The sequence below is a fragment of the Thalassobaculum sp. genome (genome assembly GCF_040219615.1).
In the GTDB taxonomy this organism is placed as follows: domain Bacteria; phylum Pseudomonadota; class Alphaproteobacteria; order Thalassobaculales; family Thalassobaculaceae; genus Thalassobaculum_A.
Genome location: NZ_JAVJSE010000002.1, coordinates 23,233 through 37,915 on the forward strand (window position 1 = coordinate 23,233; position 14,683 = coordinate 37,915).

Here is a 14,683-nt window from a genome sequence, read left to right on the forward strand (position 1 = left end):
GGCGGGATGAGCGAGCGCAAGACGATCGACATCGGCTCGGCCCTGGATGCGCTGCAGCGCGCCGGGTCGCTGTTCCGCGCCGGGCGCTACCTCGAGGCCGCCGAGGTCTACCGCGACGTGATCAGGCGCCGGCCGCGGCTGCCCGACGTCCACAACAACCTCGGCGTGGCGCTGAAGGCCGCCGGGCACATCAAGGACGCGGTGCCGTGCTTCCGCCGGGCGGTCCGGCTGAAGCCCGACTATGTGGCGGCCCACGTCAACCTGGCGGCCTCGCTGGAGGCGCTGGGCCGGCCGCTGGACGGACTGGAGCACCGGATCGACGCCTGGCGGCTGGCGGCCGACGATATCGAGCAGCGCGACGCCCTGGTCGCCGCGCTCCGCCGCTGCCCGTTCGAGAAGCCGCATGCCGGCGCCCGCTCGGTCCTGGTGGCGCTGTTCGAACGCGACGATCTCGACCGCCAGGCGCTGGCCGGCCCGGCGATCCGGATCTGGCGGGCCCACCCGGCGATCCGCCGGGCCCTGGAGGCGGCGGCCTGGGGCTACCCCGACGGGCCGGTCGACGCCGGCTTCAAGCCGCTGACCAGCTTCTTCCCGGACGAGCTGGCCCTGCTGGCCCTGAGCTCGGCGATCGCCGTCGACCCGGAGCTCGAGGCGGCGATGGTCTTCACCCGCCGGGCGCTGCTCGACGACCTGTCCGCCAAGAGGCCGCTTGCGGCCGACCGCGACTGGCTGGTCGCCCTGGCCCTGCAGGCCCGCGCCGCCGAATGGGTGTGGCCGGAGAGCCGGGCCGAGACCGCCGACCTGCGCGTCCTCGACCTGCGCGCCGACGAGCCCGACCCGGACTCCGACCGCGCCCTGGTCCGTGCCTTGTACCGGCCGATGGAAAGCGACCCGGACGCCGACGCCCTGCGGCGCGAGGCCTCGATGCTGCGCTACGGCGACCCGTCGCTGTGGGCGCTGCTGCTGCGCCGCTCGTTCCTGGACACCCACGCCGAGGCGCGGCTGCAGGACGACCTCGCCACCCTCACGCCGATCGCCGACGACACCTCGGCGTCGGTCCGGGCCCAGTACGAGGAGAACCCCTACCCGCGCTGGCTGTCGATCGACCGTCGCCCGCCGCGCAGCCTGCCGGAGCATATCCAGCGGGTTCTGCCGGGCTACCCGGTCCGGGGCCTGTCCGAGGCGCCGCTGCGCATCCTGATCGCCGGCTGCGGCACCGGCCGCCATGCCGTCCAGACCGCCCGGCGGTTCCGCGACTGCAGCGTGCTGGCGGTCGACCTGTCGCGCCGGTCGCTGGCCTACGGCAAGCGCATGGCCCGCGACCTCGGGGTGCCGAATGTCAGCTTCGGCCAGGCCGACATCCTGGCGCTCGGCAATCATGCCGAGCGCTTCGACCTGATCGAGAGCTCGGGCGTCCTGCACCACCTGGCCTATCCGTTGAAAGGCTGGAGCGCGCTGCGCGGCCTGCTCGCCCCCGGCGGCCTGATGCGGATCGCGCTGTACAGCCGGCGGGCCCGGGCCGGCTTCGACGACGTGCGGGCCGCCATACCGGCCGAGGGCCCGATGCTGGAGCGGATCCGCGCGGCCCGCCGCGCGGTCCGCATGCTGCCGCCGGAGCACGCGGCGCGCGCGCTGCTGCGCACCGCCGATTTCTATGCCGCCAGCGGGGTGCGCGACGCCCTGCTGCACGCCCGGGAAACCGCCGTCGACCCGCTGTGGATCGCCGAGGCCCTCGCGGAGCTGAGGCTCACATTCATGGGGTTCGAGCTTCCCGATCCCGGGATCCTGGCGCTGTACCGCCGTCACAACCGGGACGATCATCTCGGCCTCGACCTGGCGGCCTGGGACGCCGTCGAGGCCGAGCACCCCGAGATCTTCCTCGGCATGTACCAGTTCTGGTGCCGGCCAGCCGCCTAGGCAAGGCCTGGGAAGGTCAGCTTTCCTCGTCCGCCTGGCGCTGCCGGAGCACCGCCTCGAGGTCGCCCTCCTCCGGCTCCTCCTCGGTCGGCACCCGATAGGTCCCGCCCAGCCAGCGCCCGAGGTCGACGGTCTTGCAGCGGGCCGAGCAGAACGGCCGGTAATCGGCGACGCTCGGCTTCTGGCAGATCGGGCAGCGGCTGCGCCGGGCCTTGGCGATGGAATGCACTTCAGCCATCAGTCTTCACTCTCCACACGGAACCCGTCGCGTGCCAGCGCCGGATCCGTCGCGACCGACAGATGCCCGAGCCGGCGTCGCTCGGCCTCCAGGATAGGGCGACCCGGTCCGTCGAGCCAACCGGCCAGCGCCGGCGCCAGCACCAGCCGCGGCCGTGGGATCCGGGCGGCCTCGCGCCGCAGACCGGCGAGCGCCGCCCAGGCGGCGGCCCGGACCGACGGCCGCGGCTCGGTCGGCGGCTCCAGCAGATCGTCGGCCAGCGGTCGCCGCACGCCCTCGCGTGCCAGTTCGAGCATGCCGCCCGGCGTCCAGCCGAGCACCTGGACCCGGGCGCTGTCGGCCGCCGCCATCTCCTCGACCAGGTTGGTGATCCGCAGCCGTACCGCGCGGTCGGTCATGCGCGGCAGGTCCAGCAGGACGATCCCGCGCAGGCCGCGCAGCCGAAGCTGGCGCATGGCCGCCAGCGCCGCCGTCTCATTGGCCCGGCGGAACCCGTCGCGGGCGCCGCCGGCCGGCAGGTTAACGTCGATCAGCGTGCCGGCCTCGACCGACTCGACGACCAGCTCGCCGCCGTCCGGCAGCGCCACCCGGCGCGCCAGGGCGGCTTCCAGGGCCTCGGTGGCGCCGCATTCCTCGAACAGCCGGCCGGACTCGTCGACCTCCGGCTCGACCCCCGGGACCGCCGCGCGCGCCGCCTCGACGGCCGAGACCGGCGGCTCCAGCCAGACCGGCGGCTCGCCGGCCTCGGCCCGTTCCCGGATCGACCGCCAGCGCTGCAGCAGCCGGCCGGTGTCCGCGACCAGGGCGTCGTCGGCGCGGTCGGCGGCGCCGGCACGCACCAGCACCCCGACGTCGTCCGGCACCACCGCCGCCAGTGCCGCCTTCAGACCGGCCCGGCGGGCCTTGCCGCGAAACGAGGAGGACAGCCCGACCCCCGGGGTCCGGGGGGTCAGCACCACGGCCCCATCGGACAACTCGACGCCGGCGCGTGCCACCGGGCGCTTGGCGGCGACCCCGTCGCGCACGATCTGCACCACCAGGCGCTCGCCCTCGATCACCGCGCGGTCCGACAGGTAGGCCTCGCCGCCTGGGATCGCGACCGTCGCCGCCCCGAGGTCCGGGTGCACCGCGACGACCCGCGCGAGCGCCACGGCCCCGACCAGGGACGGCCGGTCGCTGCCTTCGACCCACAGCTCCAGCACCTCGCCGGACGCCAGGAACGCCACCCGCGTCGCCCACGGCGTCGGGGCGACGACGATGCGGTCAACCGTCGCCATCGACCGGGCCGGGCCGGAGATCCCGATGCCGGAAGCCGACGCCGGCCAGCAGGGCGTAGGTCTCGGCCAGCGGCAGGCCGACGACGTTCGAATAGGAGCCGTTGACGAAGCTCACATAGGCGGCGGCGAGACCCTGGATGGCGTAGCCGCCGGCCTTGCCGTGCCATTCGCCGCAGGCCAGGTAGGCCGCGACCTCCTCGTCGTCGAGCCGCTTGACGGCGACCCGTGTCTCGACCGTGCGCGTCCGCAGCGTGCCGTCCGGCGCCAGCAGCGCGACGCCGCCGATCACCCGGTGGCGGCGGCCGGACAGCAGCGCCAGACAGTGGCGCGCGTCGGCGGCGGTCTCGGCCTTCGGGAGGATGCGCTGGCCGCAGGCGACCACCGTGTCGGCCGCCAGAACCCAGCAGCCGGGCCGGCGCGGCGCCACCGAGCGCGCCTTCTCCTCGGCCATCCGCAGCGCATAGGCGCGCGGGCGCTCGTGCCGGTGCGGCGTCTCGTCGATGTCCGCGGGATCGGTGTGGTCGGGAATCAGTCGGATCTGGCGCACGAGATCGGCGCGCCGCGGCGATGCCGAGGCCAGGACCAGTTCGGCCCCGTCTGCCGGTCGCAGGATCGGGCCGGTCTCGGTATCGGACCGGGGTCCGGGCGTTATTTGAAGCGGAATGTGATGCGGCCTTTGGTTAGATCGTAGGGAGTCATCTCGACGTTCACCCGGTCACCAGCAAGGACACGGATGCGGTTCTTTCGCATCTTGCCGCTGGTGTGTGCCAACACTTCGTGATCGTTGTCGAGTTTCACGCGGAACATCGCGTTCGGCAGAAGTTCGGACACCGTGCCCGGAAACTCGATGACGTCGTCTTTCGGCATGGTCCCTCCCGCCCTGGTTTCGGAGGCCGATTAAGTGCTGGGGCAGCCGTCGCTCGTCAAGCAATTTGGGGGCAGGCCACCGTGACATGCGGCCGACTATTCCGATACTTCGGGGAACCGGGCGCGGATCCTTCGATCGAGCTCGTCGCGCACCGCCCGGTAGGCGTCCAGGCGGGTCTCGCGGTTGCCTTCGATCATGGTCACGTCGAGGGTCGGCCAGTACTCGATGTCGCAGGCCATCGTGCGGGTCAGCTCGATCGCACGATGCTGCGCCTCGGGCGACAGCGACACGATCAGGTCGAAGAACCCGTCCTCCAGGTCGTCGAAGCTCTTCGGCCGGTGCTGGCCCAACTCGATGCCGAGTTCGCCCATCACCTCGATGACGAACGGATCGAGCTCGCCGCGCCGGGCGCCGCACGAGTCGACATAGACGGTCCTGCCGAGTCGGCGCTTGAGCAGCGCCTCGGCCATCGGCGACCGGACGGCGTTCATGTTGCAGGCGAACAGCACCGCGCTCGGCTGGGCGATCGGGGCGAGCGGGTCGACGGTCACGTCGCTCAGCCCCGGATGTGCAGGACGCAGAGCAGCGTGAACAGCCGCCGCGCGGTCTGGAAGTCCATCGAAACCCGGTCGCCCAGGCGTTCCTGCAGCAGGGTCGAGCCCTCGTTGTGCAGGCCGCGCCGGCCCATGTCGATGGCTTCGATCTGCGACGGCGACAGCCGCTTGATGGCGTCGTAGTAGCTCTCGCAGATCTGGAAATAGTCGCGGACCACCCGCCGGAACGGCGTCAGCGGCAGGGCCACCAGGGCCTGCGGCGCCTCGCCGGTGTCGCGCACGTCGAGGACCAGCCGGTTCTCCTCGATCCGCAGGTGCAGATGGTACGGGCCGCTCCCCGCCTCCACCGGGCAGAAACGGTTCTCCTCCAGCAGGTCGTAGACGGCGATCGCCCGCTCCTGCTCGACCTCGGGGCTGCGGCGGATCACCGTGCGCTCGTCGAGGGTGATGTGGACGATCCGGGAGTCCTCGGCGCTCAGGCCGGAACCCTGCTTCGCCGCCGCACCCGGCGCCTGATCCGGATCACGATCCGGCATGCGCCCTCCCTAGTACCCACTGGCCCGATCGCTCAGCGTCTGTTCAGGCGGACGGCGATCGACCGCGCATGCGCGTCGAGCCCTTCCGCCTCCGCCAGTGTAATCGCGGCCGGGCCGATCGCCGCAAGGCTCACGGCGTCGCACGCCACCAGCGTGGTCCGCTTCATGAAGTCGATCACCCCGAGGCCGGACGAGAACCGCGCGGTCCGGGCGGTCGGCAGGACGTGGTTCGGGCCGGCCACGTAGTCGCCGACGGCCTCCGGCGCGAACCGGCCTAGGAAGATCGCCCCGGCATGCCGGATCCGGTCCGCCATCGCATCGGGATCGGCGACCGCCAGTTCCAGATGCTCGGGCGCCAGCCGGTCGACCAGGGCCGGCGCCTCGTCCAGCGAGCGCACCACGATCACCGCGCCCTGGGTCCGCCAGCTCTCGGCGGCGATGCCGGCGCGCGGCAGGGTGACGAGATGGTCGTCGACGGCGGCGATCACCCGGTCGGCGAAGCCGGCGTCGTCGGTCACCAGGATCGCCTGGGCGACCGCGTCGTGCTCGGCCTGGCTGAGCAGGTCGATGGCGATCCAGGACGGATCGTTGTCGGCGTCGGCGACCACCAGGATCTCCGACGGGCCGGCGATCGAATCGATGCCGACCCGGCCGAACACCTGGCGCTTGGCGGCCGCGACATAGGCGTTGCCGGGACCGACGATCTTGTCGACCGGCCGGATGCTCTCGGTGCCGTAGGCCAGCGCGCCGACCGCCTGGGCGCCGCCGACCCGCCACAGCTCGGTCAGCCCGGCGACCCGCGCGGCGGTCAGCACCAGGTCGTTCAGCACGCCGTCCGGCGTCGGCACCACCATCACGCGGCGCCGCACCCCGGCGACCCGGGCCGGGATCGCGTTCATCAGCACCGACGACGGATAGGCCGCGGTCCCGCCGGGAACGTACAGGCCGACCGCGTCGATCGCGGTCCAGCGCAGGCCGAGGCGCACCCCCTCGCCGTCGACGATCTCGAAGCCCTCGGGCATCTGGCGGGCGTGGAACGCCTCGATGCGGGCCGCGGCGGTCTCGAGCGCGGCGCGGGTCTCGGCCGGCACCCGGGCGACCGCCGCGTCGATCTCGGCATCGGTGACGGCGAGGCCTGTAGCGGCTGGGTCGAAGCGGTCGAAGCGGCGGGTGTAGTCCAGCAGGGCGGCGTCGCCGCGGGCCGCCACGTCGTCCAGGATCGCCTTGGCGGCATCCCCGACATCGGCCTCGGACTCGCGCTTGGAGTGGACCAGTTCCTCGAAGCGCGCCGCGAAATCGGCGTCGCGGACGTCCAGCCTAAGCGGCACGCGCGGCCTCCCGGAAGCGCCCGATCAGGTCGTTCACCGGCTCCGGCCGGGTCTTCAGGGCGGTACGGTTGACCGCCAGCCGGGCGCTGACGTCGGCGATCCTGTCGATCTCGACCAGGCCGTTGGCGCGCAGGGTCGAGCCGGTCTGCACCAGGTCGACGATCCGCCGGCACAGCCCCAGGTTCGGCGCCAGCTCGAGCGCACCGTTCAGCTTGATGCACTCGGCCTGCACGCCGCGGGCGGCGAAATACCGGCGCGTGACGTTCGGATACTTGGTGGCGACCCGCAGATGCGACCAGCGCTGCGGGTCCTCGGCGCGCGCCACTTCCGCCGGTGCCGCGACCGCCAGGTGGCAGTGCCCGACATGCAGGTTCACCGGCGCGTAGATCTCCGGGTGGTCGAACTCCATCAGCACGTCGGAGCCGGACACCGCCAGATGCGCGGCGCCGAACGCCAGGAAGGTCGCGGTGTCGAAGCTGCGGACCCGGATGATGTCGAGCTGCGGGTCGCGGGTGGCGAACTGCAGCTGCCGCGAGTCCTCGTCGAAGAACGCGTCCTCGGGCTCGATGCCGGCGCGCTCCAGCAGCGGGGTGATGGCTTTCAGGATGCGGCCCTTGGGCAGGGCCAGCACGAGCTTTTCGTTCGAATTCACGGATCGCCTCGTCGGTCGCCCGGTCGTCGGAGCCCGTCGCCGGGCGCTGGCGAAGGCCGGACACCGGCGCCGCCGACCCTCAGTCCTCGTGGGTCGGGCGGAATACCGTCGGCCAGGGCTCGCCAAGGTCCTCGACGTGACAGGCGAGGCGCCGCACGTCAAGTCGGATCGTCACGTCCTCGGCGCAGATCAGGTCGACATGGCCGTCGCTCCAGGCGATCTGCAGCAGGTTGAGCATGCGGCCGCGCTCGGTCTTCAGGTCGGCACCGCGCACCCGCGCCGCCGTCACCTCCTCGAACCGGACGCCGCAATGCACGCGCTCGTCCGGCTCGCCCCCCTCGGCCTTGACACTGGCGCGCAGCGCCTTCTCCCAGCGGAACCGGACGGCCACCAGCACGAAGCGCTCGGCCGCCGGCTCGTAGGCGATCTCGGCCAGCGGCAGCACCGCGTCCTGCAGGTAGGCGGAGACCACCGCCAGGTCGTCGGGGTCCTGCGCCCGCACGCGGAACGGCCGGTCGCGCGCGGCGAGATCGGGCGACAAGGTCATGGTCACTCCTCGGCGGCGGCGCGCTCGGACGGCACGCGCTCGATGGCGGCACCGCAGGCCGACAGCTTCTCGACCAGCCGGTCGTAGCCGCGGTCCAGATGGTACACCCGATTGACCATGGTGGTGCCGGTCGCGGCCAACCCCGCCAGCACCAGCGAGACCGAGGCCCGCAGGTCGGTCGCCATCACCGGGGCGCCGGTCAGCTGCGGCACCCCCCGCACCATCGCCGAGGCGTGGTGGACGTTGATGTTGGCGCCCATGCGGCCGAGCTCCGGCACGTGCATGAAGCGGTTCTCGAAGATCGTCTCGGTGATCATCGACGCGCCCCGCGAGACCGTCATCAGCGCCATGTACTGGGCCTGCAGGTCGGTCGGGAAACCCGGATAGGGCTCGGTCATCATGTCGACGCCGATCACCGGGTCCGGCCCGCGCGCCACCAGCAGCCCGCCCTCGACCTCCTCGATCCGCAGGCCGGCGTCGGCCAGGGTGTCGACGGCCGAGGCGATCAGCCCGCCGTCGGCGCCTTCCAGCACCACCTCGCCGCCGGCGATGCCGACCGCGATCGCGTAGGTGCCGGTCTCGATACGGTCGGGAATCACCCGGTGCACTGCCCCGGACAGGGTCTCGCGACCCTGGATCCGCACGGTGTCGGTGCCCGCGCCCTCGATGGTCGCGCCCATCGCGGTCAGCAGCCGCGCCAGGTCGACGATCTCCGGCTCGCGCGCGGCGTTCACCAGCTCGGTCTCGCCGGCCGCCAGGGCCGCCGCCATCATCAGGTTCTCGGTGGCGCCGACCGACACGAACGGGAATGCGACGCGGCCGCCCTGCAGCCGGCCCCCCGGCGTCGACGCCTTGATGTAGCCGTTCTCGATCTCGACCTCGGCGCCGAGGTCGGCCAGGCCCTTGAGATGCAGGTCGACCGGCCGGTTGCCGATCGCGCAGCCGCCGGGCAGCGACACCGTCGCCTCGCCGAAGCGGGCCAGCAGCGGCCCCAGCACCAGCACCGAGGCGCGCATCTTGCGCACCAGGTCGTAGGGCGCGACGGTGCTGACGATCTCCTCGGCCGACAGGGTCAGGGTATCGCCGCCGCCGTCAGGCCCGTCCGCGCGGTCGATCCGGACCCCGTGCTGGCGCAGCAGGTTGGCCATCGAAGCGATGTCGGCCAACCGCGGCACATTGGCCAGCCGTACCGGCTCGGCGCTCAGCAGGCCTGCGGCCATCAGGGGAAGTGCGGCGTTCTTCGCCCCGCTGATCGGCAGGCGACCGTGGAGCGGACGCCCGCCATGCACGCGAATCTGGTCCATGCGGCTCTTGTCTCTCTGCGTTTCATGGGTTGTAGCGGAGCGTACCCGGCCTCTCAACCGGGAAGCCCAGCCTCCCCCCGCTTTCCGGCGATACCGTGGCGGACAGCCGTCAGCTTCCGGGCGGCGACTCGCCGTCCGGTCCGGCTTTGCGGGCCCTGGCCTGGGCCTTGCGGCGGTGCAGGTTGTCACGGAGCGCGCGGGCACGGCGTTCGGCCGCCGACGGTTCGGCCTCGGGCTTCGCGCACGACTCGGATCGGGGGGCCGGCGATTCGGCGGACGACGGCGGCTCGCCCGGATTCCCAGTGCTGTCACGCCCCTGCGCCACCCCGGCCTCCTCTGCTTCGCGCGGCCGCATCATGACGAGTTCGAGCGGCGGCGAAAACCGCCTTGCGTCGACCGGACCGGTCTGGCATGTATGCGCGCCTCGCGGACGGCCACCGTCCCGCATCCGGCGCTGCCGTAGCTCAGGGGTAGAGCACTCCCTTGGTAAGGGAGAGGTCCAGAGTTCAAATCTCTGCGGCAGCACCATTCCCACCGAAAACCTGAAAGACCGGTCGCAGCCCTGCCGGTCAGCGCGTCGCCGTTCCGGTCACTTCCATTCGAGTCGGCACGGTCGGCGTCGCGAACCGCCCGACGTGATAGGCATGGCACTGGGTGCAGGTGTCGCCGGTCCGGCCGGGGGCATGACATTCGGCACAGGTCGCCACGGTCGGCGGTGCGAAACCCGCAATCACCCCGTGGTGCGGGTCGCCGGCCCGGTACTGGTCCTGGAACGCGTTCGTGGACCCGCCGGCGAACGGCCGGACGACCGCGTGGCAGGTCTGGCAGCCGGACTCCGCGACCAGGCTGAAATGCGGTTCGTGCGAGAACCGGACGAAGTCGCGCCGGGCCGGGTCGTCTTGCGCCGGCAACCAGTTCACGACAGCGGTGCCCGATCGCGGCCGGTCGACGCTGTGACACTTAAGGCACGCGCCGGGCGCCCGCGGGCTGTCGAAGACAGCCATCAGGCGATTGCTCTCGTCCGACGGCTCGGCCGCCGCGATGTCCAGCCAGGCCCGCAGGAACGGGTCGGCATGCCCGGTCGGCCGGTAGAGCAGCGCGAACTCATCGCGATACCAGCCACCGCCCGCCATCCATTCCTCGGCCGGCACCTTCGGCTCGACCATGCTCGGCGCCGGCGGGGCCAATGCCGCCTGCGACGGCGGCGGCGCCACCGGCGCGGCGAGCGGGTCCGGGACTTCGGCGAAGGGGGCGAGGATGTCCGACTGATCCGCCGCAGCCGGCCCTTCCAATGACGGCGCCAGGATGTCCGACCGGTCGATCGGGGCCGACCCGCCCGGTCGCGGCGCCAGGATGTCCGACCGGTCCGTCGGGGCCGTCTGCGGGGCCTTCGCCGCCGTCCCCGCCGGCCCGGGCAAGGCCTCCGGCACAGCCGGCAGGCCACTCGCGAGGTCGTCGGCCAGATGCGGGAACCAGTCGCGGGTCGCGGCCAGCAGGACTTCCCGGGGCATGTGGCCGAGCAGCGCACCGGGCGACGCGGCCCCGCCATCGGCCGGCGGCATCTCCAGGGCGACACCTGACAGCCGGGCCGCGGCAGCGTCGACGCCGCCGGCCAACAGGTCGCCGACCAGCCGCTTGACCGCCATCGCCAGGTCCGCGGCCGCCCGCATCTGGTCGGGATCGGCCGTGCGAAGGTCGAGCAGGTCGACGCCGTCGAGCCGGCGCAGGGCCGCGGCCGCATCGTCGTCGCGGTCCAGCATCCGCCGCATGAACGGCGTCACGGGTTCCTCCGACCAGCGCGGCCAGTCGCCGATGTCGATGCCGCGCGCCTCGAACTCCCGGACATCGAGCCCGGGCACGGCGAGGAACGCGACGCCCTTGGCCCCGACCAGCCGGGTGCCGGCCACCTCGTCGCCATGACAGGTGCCGCACATGGGCTCGAAGCGCCGGACGGCCATGAAGCGTCCGTCCGCCTCCGCGACGTGGCAGTCGGTACAGTTGGACGGCGCCTTGTCCCGGCTGTCGGGCTCGCTGAAGTGGCGGTCCAGATGCGCGGCGTGGTCGAAACCGATACGCTGGCGCCGGTCGAACAGCGTGGCCCCGAACGGCGGATGGCCGTCGCCGAAGGAGTCGAACTTGACGGCATGGCAGGCCTGGCATGCGCCGGCCGGAATCCGCGTCAGGTCGGCGCCGACGCCCTGGTGCTCGCGATGGCAGGTCGAGCATCCGACGGCCGCCGATTCCGAACCGGGCTGCCCGAACAGCCAGGATGCCAGGGCGAGTTCGACCGGTGGCGGCGTGTCGTGCGGTCGCCGCTCGGCGTTTCGGGTCACCGCCGCAAGGGCTGCCGCCGGTCGCGAGTGCGGCCGCTCGGCATGCGGCCCGAGGTCATGGCAGCTGTGGCAGGCGCGGTCGCCATGCCCGGGATCGGACAGGCCGAACGCGGCCTTCACCCAACCCGCCGGCCCGTCGGCGAAGCCCTGGTGGCAGCCGGCGCACCCGCCGGTCACGCTGTGCTGGAAGGTCAGCGGCCCGGGCGACAGCAGGGTCTCGCGGGTCGATCCCTGAACCGCGATCAGCACCAGTCCGATCACCGCCACCACGACCATCCGGGTGATCCGGCGGCGCAGCGCCAGCAGGTTGCGGACCGGGGTGCAGGGTGGACGCCGGGTGCCGCAGCCGCCGTCCGGCGCCGGGCCGTCGGCACAGGGTCCGCCGGCGCCGGCCGGCCGGGTGCAGTGCCAGCGGTCGCCGCGCCGCAACGGCGCGCAGTCCGCGGCACCTCGACACCGCCCCCGGGCGTCGGGCCCGCGCGGACATGGCGCGCCCTCGGCCAGCCGGCCGCAACGCCAGGGCCGGTCAGGGCGGTCGTAGCCGACGGCCGCTCCTTGCGGTCCGGTACCGGCCGCCGTCACGGCGTCCCGATCTCGAACGCATAGGCCAGGACCGCGTGGACCGCGGCCAGGACCAGCAGGGCGTAGGCGAGCGGGACATGCACGAACAGCCACAGCCGAAGAGCGCTCTGCGCCGCCCTCTGGTGGTCGAGATCATCCTTGGCGACCACCAGTTCGACGATCCGCGCCAGGGTCGTCCGCCCATGATCGTCGAGGTACCGGTTCAGCGAGTCGATCTGCTGCAGCCGCCGCCGCAGGTGGCCGCGATAGCCGGTCAGGTGCCCGAGCTGATTCCGTGGCCGTTCGAAGAAGTCGCGCAGTTCCTTGTGGTAATAGTCGGCGATCGTCACCGACCGACCGTCCTGCGCCGACTGCAGCGCCAGTGACTGCGCCTCGGCGGCAAGCGCTGCCCGCTGGACCGGGAGCAGTTCGTACAGTTCCCGGTGGCCATGCGACCCCATGCGGCTCGGCAGCAGGCGGCTGAGCCAGATCCCGACGGTACCGCTGACCGCGACCGCCACGAACGGCAGCCACAGCGCGGTCTCGAACGGACCGTCCGGCAGGCCGAACCGGGTGTGCGTCAGAAACGCCGCGACCGCGAACCAGCCGGCATAGATGTGCAGCTGCTGCCAACCGGCCGCCGATCCGAGCGGCAGTACCGGGACGCGCTTGCGCAACTCGAAGGCCGCCAGACCGACGATCAGCAGCAGCAAGAGCCAGCCCGACGCGAACCGGGTATCGCGCAGGGCGATCTCGCCCAGCCGGGTTCCGGCCACGAGAACAGCCACCGCCACGGCAACCGCGGCGGTGTTGCGCAGCCGTCGCCCGGTCAGCGCCGTCAGCGGTGCAGCCATGCCGCCAGCCCTCCAGGCTCGCTCATGTCCAGCCGGACCAGCGCGTCGTTCGGACAGGCGCGCTGGCAGGCGGGCCCGCCCCACTGCCCGGCACACATGTCGCACTTGGTCGCGCGCCGGATGCCGGCCCCGGTGTCCCGGTCGACGATCGGATTGCCGTCGCGGTCGCCGATCTCGACCATCACGATGTTGTCGTAGGGGCAGCTGTGGGCGCAGGTGCCGCAGCCGATGCAGGTGGCGTCGTTGATCTGCACGTCGCCCGACGACGGGTCGCGGTGGATGGCGCCGGTCGGACAGCCGATAAGGCAGACCGCGTCGACGCAATGCATGCAGGCGTGCGCGACCATCAGGTCGCCGTTGGCCGGACCGCGCCGCACGAACCGCGGGTTGCCGTCATGGGTCGCGGCGCAGGCCCGCACGCAGTCGTCGCAGCCGGTGCAGCGATCCAGGTCGATCAGCATCGACCTGCGGCCGTTGATGATCCGCTCGTCGATCAGGAAGTCGACAAGCGGCTGCTCGATGCCGGTGTCGCTCTCGTCGCGCTGCCACGCGGGGGTCGACGGCGCCGCCGCCGGCATCGGCTCCGGCAGCAGCCCGGCGGGGGCATTCGGCAGGACGTGGCGTTCCATGATCACCGCCGGGACCCGCAGGATGTCGATGTAGCCGATCGCCCGCAGGCTGTAGCGCAGCGGCACCGGCGCGTCGCCGCGCCATTGCCGGACCAGTTCCTCGAGGCCGAAGACGTCGTTCGAGCGCACGTAGCCGACTGTGCGGTGGCCGTGGTCCAGACTCTCGGTGACCCGCGCGAAGCCGGCGCGCACCATGATCAGGTCGTCGGCCAGGCTGCCCTCCTCGGCGATCACGGGCTCGCCGGCCAGGGTCCCGCCGGCATGCGGTCCCGGCAGATCGCCGGTCGGGAACAGCTCCTGGTCGCCATGGTTCTCGAAGCGTACCGTCGGCGCGATCCGGGCCATTGTCTCGTCGTCGAGATGCGCGAACAACGGGCTCTCGGACAGGTGCGCGAGCAGGCTGCGCGTCCGGTGCAGGCGGTCGATCGTCGCCCGCAGTCCCGGGTCGCGGGCTCGCAGGTCCCGCAACCCCTGCCAGCGCAGTTCCACAAGTTCGCAGTCCGTCTCCGCGAACACCGTCGCGGTGCGCGGGGTCCGCGACAGCGCCGAGATTTCGCCGAACACGTCGCCCGGGCCGAGCGGGATGGTCGGGTGGTCCGCCATCGTCCGCTCGACGTCCGGCAGGTAGCTGCGGACCCGGTCGGCGCGCAGGTGGACCGGGGCGCCGCCGGCGCCGACCCGGCGGGTCTCGATCTCGGACGGATTGCGCCACAGCTGGGCCACCGCCTGCCAGAGCGATCGGCGCGGCCGCTGGGCCGGCCGGCCGAGGCCCGGGGCGTCGGCGTACAGCACGCAGACCGAGCCCGACAGGATCACGAACACGGAGTTCCCGTAGTCGCCCTCGCGGACCACGATGTCGCCGCGCTGGCAGCGATCGATCCGCGCGTCGTTGCGGACGATGTCCCGCAACGGCATCCCGGGGGGAAACCGCTCGGGATCCAGGTCGCGGAAAACCGGCGCCGCCAGAATGCGGTCGATGTCGCGCGTGGCGAGATCCGCGTCGAACGGATTGTCCCAGCGGCGGGGTCGGCTGATCGATGTGGTCTGGGCCAACGCGGAATCTCCCGTTGCCGGACTGCCGACAG

At 72.6% G+C, this 14,683-nt stretch carries 14 protein-coding genes and 1 tRNA gene; 2 read left to right on the forward strand and 13 right to left on the reverse strand.

Going from position 1 to position 14,683, the window contains the following annotated elements:
* Positions 1-6: 6 nt before the first annotated feature.
* Entirely contained in the window at positions 7-1,917 is a 1,911-nt protein-coding gene (locus RIC31_RS00460) for a methyltransferase domain-containing protein (RefSeq protein ID WP_350099920.1), read from the forward strand.
* A gap of 16 nt (positions 1,918-1,933) precedes the next feature.
* Here RIC31_RS00460 and RIC31_RS00465 read toward each other — a convergent pair whose 3' ends face one another.
* The 10 genes from RIC31_RS00465 to murA form a co-directional block, all read right to left on the reverse strand.
* The gene (locus RIC31_RS00465) at positions 1,934-2,155 is read right to left on the reverse strand and encodes a DNA gyrase inhibitor YacG (RefSeq protein ID WP_350099922.1); all 222 of its coding nucleotides are present in this window, start codon (positions 2,153-2,155) and stop codon (positions 1,934-1,936) included.
* Positions 2,155-3,432, reverse strand: coding sequence for a ribonuclease E/G (locus RIC31_RS00470; protein ID WP_350099924.1), 1,278 nt, complete (start codon positions 3,430-3,432; stop codon positions 2,155-2,157). Before RIC31_RS00470 ends, RIC31_RS00465 begins: the two co-directional genes overlap by 1 nt.
* The gene (locus tag RIC31_RS00475; RefSeq protein ID WP_502989774.1) at positions 3,419-4,045 is read right to left on the reverse strand and encodes a Maf family protein; all 627 of its coding nucleotides are present in this window, start codon (positions 4,043-4,045) and stop codon (positions 3,419-3,421) included. Before RIC31_RS00475 ends, RIC31_RS00470 begins: the two co-directional genes overlap by 14 nt.
* Positions 4,046-4,080: 35 nt before the next feature.
* Positions 4,081-4,299 (reverse strand): translation initiation factor IF-1, encoded by a 219-nt coding sequence (gene infA / locus RIC31_RS00480; RefSeq protein WP_350099926.1) that lies wholly within the window; start codon positions 4,297-4,299, stop codon positions 4,081-4,083.
* 96 nt (positions 4,300-4,395) lie between these two features.
* Complete coding sequence (locus RIC31_RS00485) at positions 4,396-4,851, reverse strand: arsenate-mycothiol transferase ArsC (protein WP_350099928.1); 456 nt, start codon at positions 4,849-4,851, stop codon at positions 4,396-4,398.
* Between the two features lie 5 nt (positions 4,852-4,856).
* Positions 4,857-5,390: a UPF0262 family protein gene (locus tag RIC31_RS00490; RefSeq protein ID WP_350099930.1), complete on the reverse strand. Its 534-nt coding sequence runs from the start codon at positions 5,388-5,390 to the stop codon at positions 4,857-4,859.
* A gap of 32 nt (positions 5,391-5,422) precedes the next feature.
* Positions 5,423-6,718 (reverse strand): histidinol dehydrogenase, encoded by a 1,296-nt coding sequence (gene hisD / locus RIC31_RS00495; protein ID WP_350099932.1) that lies wholly within the window; start codon positions 6,716-6,718, stop codon positions 5,423-5,425.
* Positions 6,708-7,370: an ATP phosphoribosyltransferase gene (gene hisG, locus RIC31_RS00500; protein WP_350099934.1), complete on the reverse strand. Its 663-nt coding sequence runs from the start codon at positions 7,368-7,370 to the stop codon at positions 6,708-6,710. The genes hisD and hisG overlap by 11 nt, the downstream gene beginning before the upstream one ends.
* Before the next feature lie 79 nt (positions 7,371-7,449).
* Positions 7,450-7,917 (reverse strand): DUF2948 family protein, encoded by a 468-nt coding sequence (locus RIC31_RS00505; protein WP_350099936.1) that lies wholly within the window; start codon positions 7,915-7,917, stop codon positions 7,450-7,452.
* 2 nt (positions 7,918-7,919) lie between these two features.
* Positions 7,920-9,221, reverse strand: coding sequence for a UDP-N-acetylglucosamine 1-carboxyvinyltransferase (gene murA, locus RIC31_RS00510; RefSeq protein ID WP_350099938.1), 1,302 nt, complete (start codon positions 9,219-9,221; stop codon positions 7,920-7,922).
* 453 nt (positions 9,222-9,674) lie between these two features.
* On the opposite strand from murA, the gene RIC31_RS00515 reads away from it, so the two are divergent.
* Positions 9,675-9,749, forward strand: a tRNA-Thr gene (locus RIC31_RS00515).
* 41 nt (positions 9,750-9,790) lie between these two features.
* On the opposite strand, the gene RIC31_RS00520 is transcribed toward RIC31_RS00515, so the two are convergent.
* The 3 genes from RIC31_RS00520 to RIC31_RS00530 form a co-directional block, all read right to left on the reverse strand.
* Positions 9,791-11,983 (reverse strand): cytochrome c3 family protein, encoded by a 2,193-nt coding sequence (locus RIC31_RS00520; RefSeq protein WP_350099940.1) that lies wholly within the window; start codon positions 11,981-11,983, stop codon positions 9,791-9,793.
* A gap of 149 nt (positions 11,984-12,132) precedes the next feature.
* The gene (locus RIC31_RS00525) at positions 12,133-12,969 is read right to left on the reverse strand and encodes a hypothetical protein (protein WP_350099942.1); all 837 of its coding nucleotides are present in this window, start codon (positions 12,967-12,969) and stop codon (positions 12,133-12,135) included.
* The gene (locus RIC31_RS00530) at positions 12,954-14,651 is read right to left on the reverse strand and encodes a cyclic nucleotide-binding domain-containing protein (RefSeq protein ID WP_350099945.1); all 1,698 of its coding nucleotides are present in this window, start codon (positions 14,649-14,651) and stop codon (positions 12,954-12,956) included. Before RIC31_RS00530 ends, RIC31_RS00525 begins: the two co-directional genes overlap by 16 nt.
* Positions 14,652-14,683 lie beyond the last annotated feature (32 nt).